Source organism: Acinetobacter sp. TWP2-2-3 (assembly GCF_049896445.1).
In the GTDB taxonomy this organism is placed as follows: Bacteria; Pseudomonadota; Gammaproteobacteria; order Pseudomonadales; family Moraxellaceae; genus Acinetobacter.
The window spans coordinates 92,524-108,502 of sequence record NZ_JAFCUI010000003.1 but is presented as its reverse complement, the minus strand read 5'-3'; the positions used below and the strand labels follow the sequence as shown (position 1 = coordinate 108,502).

Below are 15,979 nucleotides of genomic sequence, written 5' to 3'. Positions count from 1 at the left end.
ATTTTTTTTGTTTCAATTAAGAGCTTAAAGCAATTATTAAGCACGTGAATTTTTATATTAAAACATCTATTAATCCCGCCAGAGCATTTAGTTTATGAATGGGAAAATAATCTTCACGACATAGTTGTTTATAGATTATACTTTGAGGAAATTATAGTAAGACATTTTTTGGATTACTCTTTGGGTTGATGACATGGAATTACGACACCTTCGCTACTTTATCACCGTTGCTGAAGAGCTCAATTTTAGTAAGGCAGCACTTAAACTTTATACGGCTCAACCCTCACTTAGCCAGCAAATCAAAGACCTGGAAGAAGATGTCGGGGTAAAGCTACTCAACCGGACCAAACGTAAAGTAGAGCTGACCGAAGAAGGCGCCGTATTCCTGGAACAGGCCCGTCTCACCCTTGCACAGGCGGACAAAGCCGTTGCCATGGCACGTCAGGTGTCACAGGCCAAACAGCAAATGCTCCGTATCGGTTTTGTACCGGTAGCCGAGATGAAAATCTTCCCCTATATCTTGCCAAATCTACGTGTACAGAACCCAGATTTAAAAATTGAACTGCTCAGCCTGAACAACAATGAGCAGATGCGTTTGTTAAAAAAAGGTGATCTAGATCTGACATTTACCCGTCATAATTTCAATAGTGATGAAATTGAAAGCCAGTTCGTGATTCGTGAACCGCTGATTTTTCTCCTGCCTAAAGATCACCCCTTAGCAAAATACGAAAGAATTCCTGTTAAAGCATTGAATGGTATTGATTTTATTATTCCATCAGCAGAGCAGTCCTTGACCCTGAACCAGGCTATTCTGGACTTTGCCAAAGCCAACGGCATTGAACTCAATATCGTGCAAAAGGCCGATAATATTTTATTTAATATCAACTCGATCGGAATGGGCCTAGGCTGTACCATTTTGCCTGGCTATATTGCACCACTAACCATGGATAATACCGTGATTCGTCCGCTGGACGTGGAGTTGCCCTATTTAGACCTGTATGTCAGCTACCATAAAAACAACAAATCCTATGTCGTGAGCAAATTTCTTGAGCTTTTGACCCGTGTGTTCTATCTGGATATTAACCGTAGCGAACAAAATTAATCCTATTTCTTCCCTGCATTAGGCATATGCCATTCAACTTATGATAGGCATGTGCTTTTTTTGTTTTATTATTTTATGCTTAAGAATCCATTTTTAATTCTATTTTATAATAAAGAATCTATTTCTGGCGCTTAAATTTGTCACTTGCCCTTGACCCAAATTGTGTATTTTTAGCTCTAAATGTACTGCATTTACCACTTAAGTCTAATAAAGTTTCATTCGGATTTTTCTCAGTTTAAATAGCTCAAACCTATAAAAATTATTAGATTTTTATATTTATTCAAATAAATGAGAATCAAACTCACTTAGGTGCGCTACCTTAAATATTTCCGATATAAAAAAGGATGACCAAAGCCATCCTTTTTTAAAACTGTATCAAACTTATTTTACGCCGTGAACAGCCAGGTAGTTTTTGATCACAGTGTTGAACTCATCTGCTTTTTCAACTTGAGACCAGTGACCGCATTGGCTGAAGATATGTGCATCAGCATTTGGCACGATGTTCAGGATGTCCCAAGTACGAGAAACCGGAATCACCACGTCTTGCGTACCATGAATCAATAGTACAGGCACAGTAATGTCTTTCATTTTTTCGAAGTCTAATGGGAATTCGAAACGGTCACGGTCACGTGCGCCAACCACATCCATTAAACGATTTGATGCATAGTCATTTGCAGCAGAAGCAAAACGTACTTTTACCAGTTCATCAGTAATTAGATCTTTATTTACGACAAACATAGAAAGAGTTTTCTTGATCCCTTCTTCTGTAAGAACTGGGTTTGCGTGAGCTTTAAGTGCAGCTGTCTGTTTCGCACCGCCCGTACCCATAGACACGATACCCAAAATGCGATCTGGATAATCCAATGCCATCTGGAATGCTAACCAGCCACCCAGAGAGTTACCCACTAACCAGGTTTTTTCGATACCCAAAGCGTCTAGCGTACGAATCGCATGATCTACCCAGGCACGGATACCATATTCAGTACCCGGCGCAACCACAGTTTGGCCATAACCAACGGTATCAATCGCGATACAACGTGCCTGTTCACCAATTTGTGGCAGATTTAACCACCAGTTTGCCGCGGCCGATACACCTGTACCTGAACCGTGTAAAAATAGAATAGGCGTACCTTCACCAATTTCGTGGTAATGGGTCAACTCGCCTTCAGCGGTTTCAATCCATTTGTCTTCTAAGCCAAAGAATGGATCTGTTTGATAGTCAGGGATTTGAACAGTGCTCATATTGCTTCCTCTTACAGTCTTTCGCTTGCGTGTCCCTCTATTTTCAAGAATTCGACGTCAAGTTGACTCATTAAAATGACTTGTGTACACCCTTATATTAACCGCTCAGCTGCAGCAAACTGATACAAAATTACGATTGCACCCAACAAAATAGATATAATTTAAGTGTTTGTTTTATATATTTTTTTATAAATTAAACCCTACATAAACTAAGGTTTTAACTGCATTCCTAAACCAAAAAGCAGCCAGAAGACTGACTGCTTTTAAAATATACGGGTATTAGAATTTATGCGTATAAGTGGTGGCGACACGGTATTCTTGCAGGTCTGGTTTTGCTGGATTGGCAAAATTCACATCAATATACATCGCCTGTACACCCAAACCTTTTAATTTACCTTCTGGCACAGTGTAGTTCACGATGGCATTCACTTCATCCGTATTGAAGTTCTGACCTTGATACGCCCCCGTCCCTTTCTGATCATAACCTTTGAAATATACGGCTGTTACATTTAAGCCTTTTGCACCCATTTCAGAGAAATCATAGCCATAAGCAACATTCCATGACTTTTCTTCAGGCGCGGTAAAGGTCGCTACCCCCCAGTTCGCCAGATAAGGCTGTGGCACCCAGCCACCCAATGTCGGGAATGCGCTATCACCAAACATTTGCTGGTAACCTACACCTACGGTATGTGCACCATGATTCACTTTTGCAGCGACAGATAATGCCTGGTTATCGATCTCACCATACAGCTTGTCACCTGACTCCGAGTTATCGAAGTAACGGATGTGGCTATCTAATTTGGTTTTTTCACCAAGCGCAGTTTTATAATTCACACCCAGATAATGCTGTTGGTAAATGTCTTGAACATCGGCATACCAGTAGCTCGCCCCTACTTCTTTAGTAAGCTGGTGGTCTACACCCGCAATCCACATGCCATCAGCTTCAGCACCCGTATCATAGAAACTTGGTGGAGAAAATTTAGTTAAATCACGGAACTGGTTGTCATAACGGTTGTTAATACCATCAATATAAGCCAGAGTTAACTTGGTATCTTTAAGGTCTTTAGACTCTAACCAGGCACCACTATAAGTCGTCAATAACTGACGCGATGGATCAAATACCAAGACTGGAGATACAGGCAATAACTCACCGACTTTCAGTTCAGTTTGTGACACTTTGGCTTTTAAGGTCGCGCCGACTTTACCGAAATGGTCTTTTGATTCTTTGCCATCGTGTGGTAAAACCCAGTCCGGATTTTTATCACGGCCATTGAGTTTAACTGCATGCTGAACCAGTACATCAGCACCGACCTGCACACCACCACCGATATCGTGATAACCGGACTTGGCATCCAGAGTCACGCCTTGTGACCAAGAACCCCAGTTACGTGATGAGTAGTTATCTTGATACTGACGGTCTAGATAAAAGTTTTTAAATTTGAGTTGAACATTGCTGTCGTCAATAAAATCTGCATTCGTTGCAGTTGTCCCTAAAGTTGCTGTCGCAGCAAGCATTGCAATCCGTAAATTGTGACGACGCATGATGAGTTCCCCATTCAGCTGATAAAATCCATGCCGCCATCATGCGCAAGTCGGTTTAAATAAAAAATCCGACCACAGTATTAAACTTTTGCTCTTTTAGCTCTCCATATTCCAAGCCCAGATTTAAGCGCTCAATCTCTTAGATTTTAAACCGATTAAAGAAAATAAAAATTTGACCGGATATTTAATTCAAATTTCTGTTTCCTTTATTAATAAGCGCAATTTTTTTAAAAACTTTAAGATAATATTTTTTATTTATCGTTTTTATGTTTAAGGAAAAAATTAAACTAAAATAATCTTCACATAACACTATAACTAAAATATCTGAGATCAGAGTTTTAATATATTATTAAAACTACTTCATAATAAAAAAGCATCCACTTTGGATGCTTTTTTATTAGCCTTATTTTAATACGATTGCATTAAAAATTAAGCTTGTAACTCACGCGCTTTAGACATGGTTAATGCCAAGTCTTCGATCATGTCTTCCTGACCACCAACCGTACCACGGCGACCAAGTTCCATCAGGATTTCACGCGCAGATACGCCATATTTCGCTTCAGCGCGTTTAGCAAACAACAGGAATGAAGAGTAAACACCGGCATAACCTAAAGTTGCCGCATCACGGTCGGCACGGATCGGGTTGTGCATCATTGGAATCACCAGATCTTCAGCAACGTCTTGTACTTTAAACAAGTCAACACCAGTGTCCATACCCATACGGTTTGCCACAGCGATAAACAATTCGAGTGGTGTATTACCCGCACCAGCACCTAAACCTGCAGACGCCAAATCAACACGTACCGCACCTGCCTGAACCGCAGCAACAGTATTCGATACACCCATGCCTAAGTTGTGGTGACCGTGGAAACCAAGCTCAATGCTTGAATCCAAGTGTTGACGTAAGTGACCCACACGGTCGATCACGTCCTGCGGAAGCATATAACCCGCTGAATCTGTCACATAGATACAGTTTGCACCGTAAGACACCATCTTGTTTGCTTCTTCAAGCAATTTTTCAGGAGATGCCATATGCGCAAGCATCAAGAAGCCCACAGTGTCCATTTCTAGTTTACGTGCAGCGGTGATGTGCTGCTCAGAACAATCCGCTTCAGTACAATGCGTCGCCACACGAATGGTAGAAACACCAATTTCATGTGCCATTTTCAAATGGTCAACCGTACCGATACCAGGTAAAAGCAATGCAGAAATTTTTGCATTTTTCATACGTGGCACAACAGCAGACAAGTATTCTTCATCCGTTGCAGCAGCAAAACCGTAGTTCACTGATGAACCACCCAGGCCGTCACCGTGTGTTACTTCAATTAAAGGTACGCCAGCATCATCAAGTGCTGTTGAAATTGCAATCATTTGCTCAACAGTCGTTTGATGGCGCTGCGGGTGCATACCATCACGCAAAGTCATATCATGAACAATAATCTTAGACATTTTGGTATTCCTTTAAGCTTCAGCGATGTTGAACACGTGTTCTGCGAACATTTCTGCAGTACGTGCAGCTGCTGCAGTCATAATATCCAGGTTGCCTGCGTATTTCGGCAGGAAGTCACCCAGACCTTCAACTTCCAAGTAAATTGATACACGGTTGCCATCAAATACAGGACCATTTACAAGCTTGTAACCTGGTACGTATTTTTGAACTTCCTTGATCATGGCATGTACAGATTCAGTGATCGCTGCCTGATCCGGCTCACCTTCTACTAGACAGTGAACAGTATCACGCATCATTAGAGGTGGCTCAGCCGGGTTAATGATGATGATCGCTTTACCTTGTTTCGCGCCGCCGACTTTCTCAATGGCACCTGCAGTAGTACGTGTGAATTCATCAATGTTTTTACGCGTTCCCGGACCAACCGACTTAGTCGATACAGTTGCAATGATTTCGCCGTATTCAACAGGTTGAACGCGAGAAACCGCAGCCACCATCGGAATCGTTGCCTGACCGCCACATGTCACCATGTTCACGTTTGGTACTTCGCCCGCTTGTAGTAATGCTTCAAGGTTGACTGGTGGTACACAAAATGGACCAATCGCAGCAGGCGTTAAGTCGATCATCAACACGCCAAGTTCATTCAGCTTGCGTCTGTTTTCAGCATGGACATAGGCAGAAGTTGCGTCGAATGCAATTTTGATGTCATCAGCAATCACATGAGGAAGAAGACCATCAACGCCTTCAGCTGTGGTTTTTAAACCCATTTTCGCAGCACGCGCCAAACCTTCAGAAGTCGGGTCAATCCCCACCATCCAAACAGGCTCTAACCATTCGCTGCGTTGTAATTTATAAAGCAAATCAGTACCAATATTCCCTGGACCGATCATTGCACATTTAATCTTTTTCATGAATGTACTCTCTTGGAATCTTGATTATTCAGCAGCGAATGCAGCGGTTACTGAACCGAAGCCTTCAATTTCAACTTTGAATTCATCACCTGGTTGCGCCACAACCATTGGACCTAAAGCACCCGTCAAGATGATGTCACCTGCCAACAATGGACGGCCACGACGCACCATTTCATCTGCAAGCCAAACCGCAGCATTGAGTGGGTTTGCAAGACATGCTTTACCCACGCCTTGAGAAACGACTTCCTCACCGCGCGTCATCACCATCTTGCAGTTCACAAGATCAAGTTTTTCTAACTTAACCGGCTGAGAACCCAAGATAAATGCAGCAGAAGATGCGTTATCCGCCACAGTATCAATCAGGCTGATTTTCCAGTTTTCGATACGGCTATCGACCACTTCAATTGCAGGCAGTGCATAATCAGTTGCGCTGATAATGTCTGCATACGTGTGTTTTTCTTTGGTTAAATCCTGGTTAATCACCAATGCGATTTCTGCTTCAACTTTCGGCTGAATCAGAAGGCCAGCTGGAATTGCTTCACCATCGCCATAGGCCATGTCGGCAAATAACATACCGAAATCCGGCTGATCTACACCCAGTTGCGCTTGAACGACTTTAGACGTCAAACCGATTTTACGACCCACCAGACGGCGACCTTCAGACAAAGCACGCTCGGTATTCACTTCCTGAACGGCATAGGCGATATCTACGTCAGCACTTTCACCGCCAAGTTCCGGGCGAATCGGTGCAATCGCAGTTTGTGATAATTCAGCGCTACGAAGTGCTTGTGCAACTGATTCAACAACAGCAGAATTCGACATCAATGTTTCCTTAAACTGCAAAAATTAGGCTTATGCTGGGATCTAAGAAGGACAGAAAATATGAAAATGATCAGGCTGATCATCCGCATGGACTGCCTTTCTCAGAGCGAGCATAGGAATAAACAGTTTTAGGATGGGAAAAATCCGGCGTTTGTGCCAATAGTTATTTTATTTTTTGCTATAGCTATTATCTATAAGAATAATTTATAAAAAATTAAATAAAACAAAATCTTATTGTTTAAAACACATCGTTATTTAGCAAAATAACTGCCATAATATGACCGAATAAAATCAGTACAATTACGACTTTAGACTAAAAGATAAGAACCAGCGCTTAAATCTGCAGCATTCCCCAGCCAATTTAAACCGGGGAACTGCTTGTTTTTCATTACAACCAAGATACTGGATTAAACTGCTTGTTTCCATTGGACTTTAGCCAACAAAGCGCTATGCAAAGCAGCCACATCATCCACGATACAAACGGGATTAAATTGAGCTAAAAGTTCAGGCGCATGCACGCCATAACTTACCCCAACGCTTGGCATGGCAATATTTTGCGCCATTTCCAGATCATAAGACGTATCACCGACCATAATCGCATGTTCAGCCTGCACACCGGTTTCCGCCAGAATTTCTTCTAACATGAGTGGATGAGGTTTAGAATGGGTTTCGCTGGCTGCGCGCGTACTCACAAACAGCTCTTCACTGTTCGTCTGTTTTAATACACGATCCAGACCTTTACGGCTTTTCCCTGTGGCTACTGCCAGCTTCACGCCTTGCTGCTGTAAATCTGCGAGCATGTGCGCTACGCCTTCAAACCAGGAGTCTCCTGATGAGTTGGCAACATAATGATCGGAATAAGCCTGCAAAATATCCGTATGTAATTCTGGTACTGTCGGGAATAAACGCTGTGCAACTTCAGGTAAACCCAGTCCAATAATACTTTTCGCATCTGCATCCGTTAACGGCTGCTGAAACTGCTGTGCGGCAAACTGCAAACTCGCCACGATTTGACCGACTGAATCAAATAAAGTGCCATCCCAATCGAAAATGACCAATTTTACAGGTGAGTTCATAAAAGATTTCCTAGATTTGATTCAGTCTTGAAGCCCTCTCCTACAAGGAGAAGGAATTTTTCATTCTTAAGCAAATGACTTTAATAAAAGAACCAATAAAGTCGAATTATCAATGAAGTTTTAATTCAACATTACTATTTAATAAGTAACGTTCCCTCTCCTGAACGAGTTTAAAGCACTGCTTTAAACGACGTGCAAGAAGGAGACTTGCTCAGCAGTGCTGCTTAGGGAGAGGATTCTTTCGAAATTTAATCTCCCCTAGCCCTCTTTAAGAAATAGGGGAATTCCCTCCTTTTTCAAAGGAGGGTGAGGGTGGATTAAATTTATTAAAAGAAAAAATAAGTCCTTATTGGGCAGCCGGTTTATCCGCTTTCTGCGCTCTTAACTGCGCCACCAGACTCTGCATATCTTCCGGCAATGGCGCTTCAATCGCTGGATAGCCCGGAATGTCCAGACGCATTGCATGTAAACACAAACGGCGTGGTTTTGGCCCACGATATTCTGTTTCATGACCATACTTTTCATCGCCTACTAGCGGATGACCAATACTCAAACCATGAACACGAATCTGATGGGTACGACCAGAAAGCGGAGATGCATACACCAGTGTGGCATGCATAAAACGTTCCTGCACATTCCACTGGGTTTTAGACTCTTTACCTTCTTTCGGGGACACGCAGACACGACGTTCACCATTGGCCAGCTCGTAACGATGTAAAGGTGCATCAATCAGCTGTTTATCCAGACTGACCTGCCCTTTTACTACAGCGGCATAGGTTTTTTTGATTTTATGTTCACGCAACATATCTTGTAATGTTTTCAACACGCTACGCTTTTTGGAAATCATCACCAGACCGGAAGTATCACGGTCAATCCGGTGAATCAGTTCCAGATACTTTTTACCGGTTGCGGCACGCAAGCCCTCAATCAGGCCATAGGCTACACCGCTACCACCATGCACAGCAATCCCGGAAGGTTTATTCACGACCATCAAACCTTCATCTTCATAAATCACACGGGCCAATAAGCCTTGTGCCACTTTGTCAGAAACAGGTGCAGCAGATTCATCTTTTTGTTCATAGCGAATCGGCGCAACGCGAATCTGGTCACCGATTGCGAGTTTGGTTTCTGCTTTAATGCGTTTTTTATTAACGCGAACCTGGCCTTCACGAATCAGACGATAGATACGGCTTTTTGGCACACCTTTCAGACGACTAAACAGGAAATTATCGATGCGTTGTCCATCTTGATGTTCATCCACTTCAAACCAAGTGACGTTTTGCCATTGTTGCGTAGAATTCATACAGTTACTATGACCCAAAAAATACTAAAATTGATTAAAAACTGATCACTTAGGTTATGCTTTACACAAGAAACATAAGCTTAGCCCATAGGCAGATGATGCAAGGTTTGATATAGTCAGCGCACGGAAACCATCGTTTGTGAGTAAAAGTTGAATCATTTCAGATTTTTCTGAACTTGATTGTTCAATTAAAGACTCACATGATACGGGAAGGTCCCCAAAGAATTATGCCACGCCGAAGGCTTATTATATCGGCAAACAAAGCAAACTGTTGCGTTTAATTGTACCTCAGGTACATAAATCAGTTTGTCTTAAAAAATATGTCGCCAACTTTGTTGGTTTTTAAACGTAAACTGATACACATCAGATTAGTCGCAACCTGAAGACGACTTCAGGCTACAGCGTTGATGCATTGGATCTGCACAGTTTGTAAAGATACGACGACAATTCCGTATCAAGACACTTTCTATAAAGAAGGGATGATCTTCGAGCAATGTGACAGTGAAAGTTACACACATCCAATGCACCGCTCGTCCGCCAGTGAAGCGTTCAGGTGACTTTAATCCGTTTAAAGATTGAAGCCGTATTGCCATCATCAATACGTGAATCAAAAACCGAAGCCCATCTATATTAAATAGAGCTCGGTCATAAAAGACTCAAACCACAATGAAATTCATTGCAGATTTGAGCCATTGATCCGTGATGTGTGATGTTCGCTACGTGTATAGCGATTTTTTGCTGTGTATCACTATAAGGTGTTACACCCATGAAACGTATGTTGATTAATGCAACACATGCCGAAGAAATTCGCGTTGCACTTGTCACTGGTCAGCGTCTTTACGATTTTGATTTAGAAAATCGTACCCGTGAACAAAAAAAATCCAATATCTACAAAGGTCACGTGACTCGCGTTGAACCTTCTTTAGAAGCTGTATTCGTTGAATACGGTGCAGGTCGCCAAGGCTTCCTGTCAATGCGTGAAATCGCAAATTCATATTACAAAGCCGACCCTCGCCAAACTTCAAATATCCGTGAACTGATCACTGAAGGCACCGAACTTCTGGTTCAGGTGGAAAAAGAAGAGCGTGGCAACAAAGGCGCTGCCCTGTCTACTTTTATCTCACTTGCTGGCCGTTATTTGGTATTAATGCCAAACAACCCGAAAGGTGGTGGTATCAGCCGTCAGATTTCCGGTTCAGTGCGTGAAGAACTGAAAGAAATGCTGGCAACACTGAACGTGCCACGTGGTATGAGCGTGATTGTGCGTACTGCCGGGATTGGCCGTTCACAAGAAGAATTGCAACTCGACTTACAGCACTTGTTAGACCTTTGGGCACAAATCCAGAGCACGGCAAGTTCAGGCCCATCGCCAATGCTGGTACATCAGGAAGCGGGTGTGGTAACACGTGCCATTCGTGACTACCTGCGTGATGATGTTGCTGAAATCCTGATTGACTCAGAACAAGCTTATAACGAAGCTTATAACTTCGTAAAAGCGGTAATGCCACGTCAGTTAGAAAAACTGAAAACTTATACCTTAAATGAACCTTTATTTGCGCATTTCGCGATTGAAAGTCAAATTCAAACTGCTTATGAACGTGAAGTAAAACTTCCTTCGGGCGGTTCGATCGTAATCGATCAAACTGAAGCTTTAGTGTCAATTGACATTAACTCGGCAAAATCGACTCGCGGTAGCGACGTTGAAGACACCGCGTTAAATACCAATATTGAAGCGGCAGAAGAAATCGCGCGTCAATTACGTTTACGTGATATCGGTGGTCTGGTGGTGATCGACTTCATCGACATGACCAAAGACCGCAACCAGCGTATGGTGGAAGCGAAGCTGCGTGAAGCGACGCAAAGTGACCGTGCCCGTATCCAGTTCGGTCAATTGTCACGTTTTGGTTTGATGGAAATGAGCCGTCAACGTCTGCGTCCTTCTCTTGAAGAAGCGACTGGCTACGTTTGCCCACGCTGCCATGGTACCGGCATGGTTCGTGATCTTCGTTCTTTATCACTTTCGATTATGCGTAAAGTGGAAGAGATCGCGCTACGTGAACGTCATGGTGAAGTTCAAGTCGAAGTTCCAGTCGAAATTGCTGCCTTCTTATTGAATGAAAAACGTCACACCTTGGTCTATTTAGAACAGACTTCAAATGTACGTGTGACTGTGTTGCCTCACCCGCATCTGGAAACACCGCATTATGAAATCACTTATAATGCCGAAGGCTTTGCACCAACCAGCTATGAACGTACTGAAGCAACTCGTTCAAGTGAAAAAGAGTTGGGCTATGAGTCATCTGAATGGCATTTAGAAGAAGAACAACATACGCATGCTGCTGCACCAGCGCCTGCTCAACAGCAAAACAACGGCAGAAACAATAAACGCCGTAACCAGCAAAACCAAAATGCACAGCAAGTACCTGTTGCGCAACAAGCTCCAGCCCAAGCACAAGTTGCTGCTCCTGCATCTAGCCCATGCGCATGGTTAGAAAACCTGTTTGTTCAAAAACAGGCAGCGACTGTTGATCAATCGCGTACTGCCAACAATGCAGCTGCAGCAATTGAACAAATGATCAATGGCGGTGCGGTGAGCCGTGGTCAGTTCGGTCAATTGTCTGCACCGGTGGCACAACCTGCTCCACAGCAAGTGTCTCAACCTGCTGCTCCGGCAAGCAGCAATGCTTACCTGGCACCATCGACTGTAGCGCAAAAACAGGAACGTGATGCTGAAAAACCGGCAGAGCGTGATGAAAGAGCACCACGTCATAACAACAAAAAACCACGCAATCCGAAGCACAAAGAACCGCGTGAGCAGGTTCAGTCTGAAGCTTCCGCTCCTCAGCAACATCAGGTGCATGAAGAAGTGGTTCAGGTATCTCGTCAAGAACAACGTCATGAAGCACGTGAAAACAAGCGTAATTCTCGCCGTCAGCATCATAACGAGCCATCTCAGCAAAATGATGTTCAAAACAATGAACAACAGCCACAACAGGCAATGCCACGTCGTGACCGCCGTAACCAGCCACGTCAGGAACGTCCAAATCGCCACCGCGATCCAAGCGTACTGAATGAGCAAGCTCAACAAGTAGCACCTGCAGTCGTTGAAGCGCCAGCAGTCAATGACAAGCAGCTTCGTGTTGAGTTGGTCGATGCACCACGTCAAGACGTGATGCCAACAGCCATGGTCGTGAATATTGACCAGGCGAAAAGCGAAATCGTGGCATTGAATGACAATGCTGCAGTTGTAACGCCAACGGTTGAAGTTACTGCACCGGCAGATGCGCCAGTTGAAGAAGCCGCTGCTGAAAATGTAGTGGAAGCTGCACTGACAGCTCCTGTTGAAGAGGTTGTGCCAGCTGAAGAATCAAGCGCTGAAAAACCACGTGCCAGCAACGATCCGCGTCAGCGTCGTCGTCAGCAGCGTGAAGGACAGCCTCAACAGGCTACAGTTCAGAAGTTGACTCCTTCACAAGTACCAACGTTGGGTCAGTTCACCATTGGTAGCCTGATTCGCCATGTTTATGGTGAAGACTGCTCCGTACTGATTGAACAGTTTGGTTTATTGCCAACCTTCAACCGTGCTCTAGAGAAGTTCACAAAAGAGTACAACGCGAGTCTGGTGGCTGCAGCAACGCCTGCCACAGAGAAAAAACCGGTCACCCGTGATGTTCAAGTGACCGTAGCCAAGGTTGAAGCAGAGCCTGCTCCAGTTCTGGATCTAACTCCACCAAAACCGGTGTCGGACAAACGTGTCGCAAACGATCCACGTGAGCGTCGCCGTCTGGCTAAACAGGCTGCAGAACAGGCCCTGCAACAAGCCAAGCAACAGGCTAAAGTAGAAACAGCTCCGGCAGTTGAAACTGTACCAGAAGCACCTGTAGCAACAGAAGCACAAGCAGAGTCTGCTGAAGCAGCAGCAACTGAAACTCCAGTAGCCACTGAAATCGCTATTGAAGAAACCGTAAATGCTCAGCCAGCTGAACAAGCGACTGAAACGACGGCACCAGTAGATACAGCTCCTACAGAAGCGGCTCCAGTGACTGAAGCTCAACCTAGAGATGCTGCGCCAGTTGAAGCAAATGCTGAATCAGAAGCTCCTGTTACAGAAGCCCAGGATCAGGCCGAAGTAACAACAGAAGACACTGAAGCCAGCGAAGCTGAAAAAGCGGAGAAACAGGCTGCTCGTCCACGTCGTCCACGTGGTCGTCCACCGAAAAAAGCCAATACTGCAACTGAATCATAATTTGCTCAATTGCAGTCATCTAAAAAAACCTAGTCATTTCGGTGACTAGGTTTTTTTTGCTAGATTTAGTCAGAATAGGTTGATTGCACTAGTGTTTTAACGCTAAAAGATGGATAGCTCGTCTACTGTATATAAATTGAACGTATCGGATACGAAAAATAAATAGGATTCTCATGACCCAAATGAAACCACACGATCTGATTGGGATTGCAGATGTCGCTGCCAAAATCCCGGCTTTCTTGACCAAAGTGCCCAATTTGCTCACTGGTCTAAGACAGGCATATTTACGTACTCCGAACACACCGGCCGGGCTGGGTCTGGCTTTTGAAAAAGCCACCAAGCGTAACCCGGAAGGCATTGCCTTGCGTTTTGAAGAGCAAAGCTATAGCTATGCTGCTCTCAATGCCTGGGCCAACCAGATTGCCCATTTCTATCTATCCTTGGGCGCCAAGAAAGGTGATGTTGTTGCTGTCATGGTCGAGAACCGCCCTGAGCTGATTGCCAGCGTGATTGGTCTGGCTAAACTGGGTGTGACCACCGCTCTGGTCAATACCTCTCAAGTCGGCAAGGTGCTGACGCACAGTATCAATCTGGTCAAACCGATTGCCCTGATTGTGGGTGAAGAGTGTCGTCATGCAGTCAACGAGATTTGTAATGACCTGAATATTAGCAGTGACCGCCTGCACTGGTTTGCAAATCAAAACACTCAAGCCGATCCGGGTCAGGCGCCTGAAGGCTTTATCAACCTGGCTGAAAAAACCGATCTTGCTCCCAAATTCAATCCATCAACTACTCATTCGGTACAGGGCAAAGACGGGCTGTTCTATATTTACACCTCGGGCACCACGGGTCTACCTAAAGCGGTGATCTTTACCAATGGTCGCTGGACGCTGGCTTATGGCACCTATGGGCATGTGCTGAATCTCAATAAAGATGATGTGATGTACTGTACCCTCCCGCTTTATCATGCCACAGGCATGGTGGTGTGCTGGTGCGGTGTCATTGCAGGGAGCAGCACCCTGGCTATTCGCCGTAAATTTTCGACCTCTTCTTTCTGGAAGGATGTGCAAAAATTTGATGCCTCTGCGATTGGTTATGTCGGTGAGTTGTGCCGCTATCTGATGGATGCTCCCCCATCTGAACTGGAAAAAGGCCACCGCGTGACCAAGATGATTGGTAACGGGATGCGCCCGAATATCTGGGATAAATTTAAATCCCGTTTTGGCATTCAGGAAGTACTGGAACTGTATGCCTCCAGTGAAGGCAATGTCGGCTTTAGCAATATTTTCAATTTTGACAATACTGTTGGTTTCTCACCCACACCGTATGCGATTATTGCTTTTGATAAAGATAAACATGAGCCGGTACGGGATGCCAAAGGACGCTGCAAGCGGGTGAAAAAAGGCGAAACTGGTTTATTAATTGGTAAAATTACCCGCCGTTCACCCTTTGATGGCTATACCGATCCGGAAAAAAACAAGTCAGTCATCATGCAGGATGTATTTACCCAAGGTGATGCTTACTTCAATACCGGAGATCTGGTGCGCAATATCGGCTTCCGTCATGCGCAGTTTGTCGATCGTCTGGGTGATACTTTCCGCTGGAAAGGGGAAAATGTTTCTACAACTGAAGTGGAAAACATGCTGATCGAGTATGACAAAATCGTTGAAGCAGTGGTGTATGGCGTAGAAATTCCCAATACCAATGGTCGTGCCGGTATGGCCGCGATTACCCTGCAACCTGATCTAGAATTAAATGATGCAGATTTGGCAGCTATGACCGCTTGCTTTAAAAAATGCTTACCGGCTTATGCGGTACCGGTATTTTTACGCTTACAACAGCAGGTCGAAACTACAGGCACCTTTAAATACCAGAAAAATAAATTGAAAGAGCAAGCATTTGATCCGAGTAAAACCGATGAACGCCTGCTGGTCTTATTGCCAGGTGCAACGGCGTATTCCGAGCTCACCGCAGATATTTTTGCCAATATCCAAGCCTATCAATATCGCTTCTAAGTACTGAAGTTGCCTATTTTTTGTTTAGATAAAGCATAATTGTTGTATTTATAATCAAACATGGGCAACTTTGTTATTTTTTGCTTGCGCTGAAATGAGATCTTGCTACAATACGCTCCATCAAACAAAGTGGTGCTTTAAGCTATTTAGCTTGACTTGCACTGCATATTCAAACCTAGTTTGAATAATAGTTCGGGGTCGTTAGCTCAGCTGGTAGAGCAGCGGACTTTTAATCCGTTGGTCCCGCGTTCGAATCGCGGACGACCCACCACT

Annotated in this window: 10 protein-coding genes and 1 tRNA gene; 4 read left to right on the top strand and 7 right to left on the bottom strand. The window is 44.2% G+C overall.

Annotation, left to right across the window (positions count from 1 at the left end; genetic code table 11):
• Positions 1-193 precede the first annotated feature (193 nt).
• Positions 194-1,102 carry a DNA-binding transcriptional regulator HcaR gene (hcaR, locus tag ACP7AK_RS05930; protein WP_044111817.1) on the top strand — a complete coding sequence of 303 codons (909 nt, stop codon included), beginning with the start codon at positions 194-196 and terminating at the stop codon, positions 1,100-1,102.
• Positions 1,103-1,483: 381 nt separating this feature from the next.
• Here hcaR and ACP7AK_RS05925 read toward each other — a convergent pair whose 3' ends face one another.
• From ACP7AK_RS05925 to ACP7AK_RS05895, 7 genes are all read right to left on the bottom strand, one after another.
• Positions 1,484-2,344 (bottom strand): alpha/beta fold hydrolase, encoded by an 861-nt coding sequence (locus ACP7AK_RS05925; protein WP_213686461.1) that lies wholly within the window; start codon positions 2,342-2,344, stop codon positions 1,484-1,486.
• Positions 2,345-2,623: 279 nt separating this feature from the next.
• A complete protein-coding gene (locus ACP7AK_RS05920; protein ID WP_425879054.1) occupies positions 2,624-3,886 on the bottom strand; it encodes an OprD family outer membrane porin in 1,263 nt (420 codons plus the stop codon).
• 429 nt (positions 3,887-4,315) lie between these two features.
• A complete protein-coding gene (gene dmpG, locus ACP7AK_RS05915; protein ID WP_005245890.1) occupies positions 4,316-5,335 on the bottom strand; it encodes a 4-hydroxy-2-oxovalerate aldolase in 1,020 nt (339 codons plus the stop codon).
• A 12-nt stretch (positions 5,336-5,347) separates the two neighbouring features.
• Complete coding sequence (locus ACP7AK_RS05910; protein WP_425879052.1) at positions 5,348-6,244, bottom strand: acetaldehyde dehydrogenase (acetylating); 897 nt, start codon at positions 6,242-6,244, stop codon at positions 5,348-5,350.
• Positions 6,245-6,268: 24 nt separating this feature from the next.
• A complete protein-coding gene (locus tag ACP7AK_RS05905; protein ID WP_425879050.1) occupies positions 6,269-7,066 on the bottom strand; it encodes a 2-keto-4-pentenoate hydratase in 798 nt (265 codons plus the stop codon).
• A gap of 407 nt (positions 7,067-7,473) precedes the next feature.
• A complete protein-coding gene (locus ACP7AK_RS05900) occupies positions 7,474-8,142 on the bottom strand; it encodes an HAD-IA family hydrolase (protein WP_314137536.1) in 669 nt (222 codons plus the stop codon).
• Between the two features lie 346 nt (positions 8,143-8,488).
• Complete coding sequence (locus ACP7AK_RS05895) at positions 8,489-9,445, bottom strand: RluA family pseudouridine synthase (protein WP_004278531.1); 957 nt, start codon at positions 9,443-9,445, stop codon at positions 8,489-8,491.
• A 766-nt stretch (positions 9,446-10,211) separates the two neighbouring features.
• Between ACP7AK_RS05895 and ACP7AK_RS05890 the strand changes: the two genes are divergently transcribed.
• From ACP7AK_RS05890 to ACP7AK_RS05880, 3 genes are all read left to right on the top strand, one after another.
• Positions 10,212-13,691, top strand: a complete 3,480-nt coding sequence (locus ACP7AK_RS05890) for an Rne/Rng family ribonuclease (RefSeq protein WP_425879047.1) — start codon at positions 10,212-10,214, stop codon at positions 13,689-13,691.
• A gap of 173 nt (positions 13,692-13,864) precedes the next feature.
• Positions 13,865-15,706 (top strand): long-chain-acyl-CoA synthetase, encoded by a 1,842-nt coding sequence (locus tag ACP7AK_RS05885; RefSeq protein WP_425879045.1) that lies wholly within the window; start codon positions 13,865-13,867, stop codon positions 15,704-15,706.
• A 195-nt stretch (positions 15,707-15,901) separates the two neighbouring features.
• Positions 15,902-15,977: transfer RNA gene (locus ACP7AK_RS05880), tRNA-Lys, on the top strand.
• Positions 15,978-15,979: the final 2 nt, after the last annotated feature.

Excerpts from the sequence above, each read along its gene's own strand:
- hcaR (WP_044111817.1), top strand. The coding sequence starts at position 194 with ATGGAATTACGACACCTTCGCTACTTTATCACCGTTGCTGAAGAGCTC.
- ACP7AK_RS05925 (WP_213686461.1), bottom strand. The coding sequence starts at position 2,344 with ATGAGCACTGTTCAAATCCCTGACTATCAAACAGATCCATTCTTTGGC.
- ACP7AK_RS05920 (WP_425879054.1), bottom strand. The coding sequence starts at position 3,886 with ATGCGTCGTCACAATTTACGGATTGCAATGCTTGCTGCGACAGCAACT.
- dmpG (WP_005245890.1), bottom strand. The coding sequence starts at position 5,335 with ATGTCTAAGATTATTGTTCATGATATGACTTTGCGTGATGGTATGCAC.
- ACP7AK_RS05910 (WP_425879052.1), bottom strand. The coding sequence starts at position 6,244 with ATGAAAAAGATTAAATGTGCAATGATCGGTCCAGGGAATATTGGTACT.
- ACP7AK_RS05905 (WP_425879050.1), bottom strand. The coding sequence starts at position 7,066 with ATGTCGAATTCTGCTGTTGTTGAATCAGTTGCACAAGCACTTCGTAGC.
- ACP7AK_RS05900 (WP_314137536.1), bottom strand. The coding sequence starts at position 8,142 with ATGAACTCACCTGTAAAATTGGTCATTTTCGATTGGGATGGCACTTTA.
- ACP7AK_RS05895 (WP_004278531.1), bottom strand. The coding sequence starts at position 9,445 with ATGAATTCTACGCAACAATGGCAAAACGTCACTTGGTTTGAAGTGGAT.
- ACP7AK_RS05890 (WP_425879047.1), top strand. The coding sequence starts at position 10,212 with ATGAAACGTATGTTGATTAATGCAACACATGCCGAAGAAATTCGCGTT.
- ACP7AK_RS05885 (WP_425879045.1), top strand. The coding sequence starts at position 13,865 with ATGACCCAAATGAAACCACACGATCTGATTGGGATTGCAGATGTCGCT.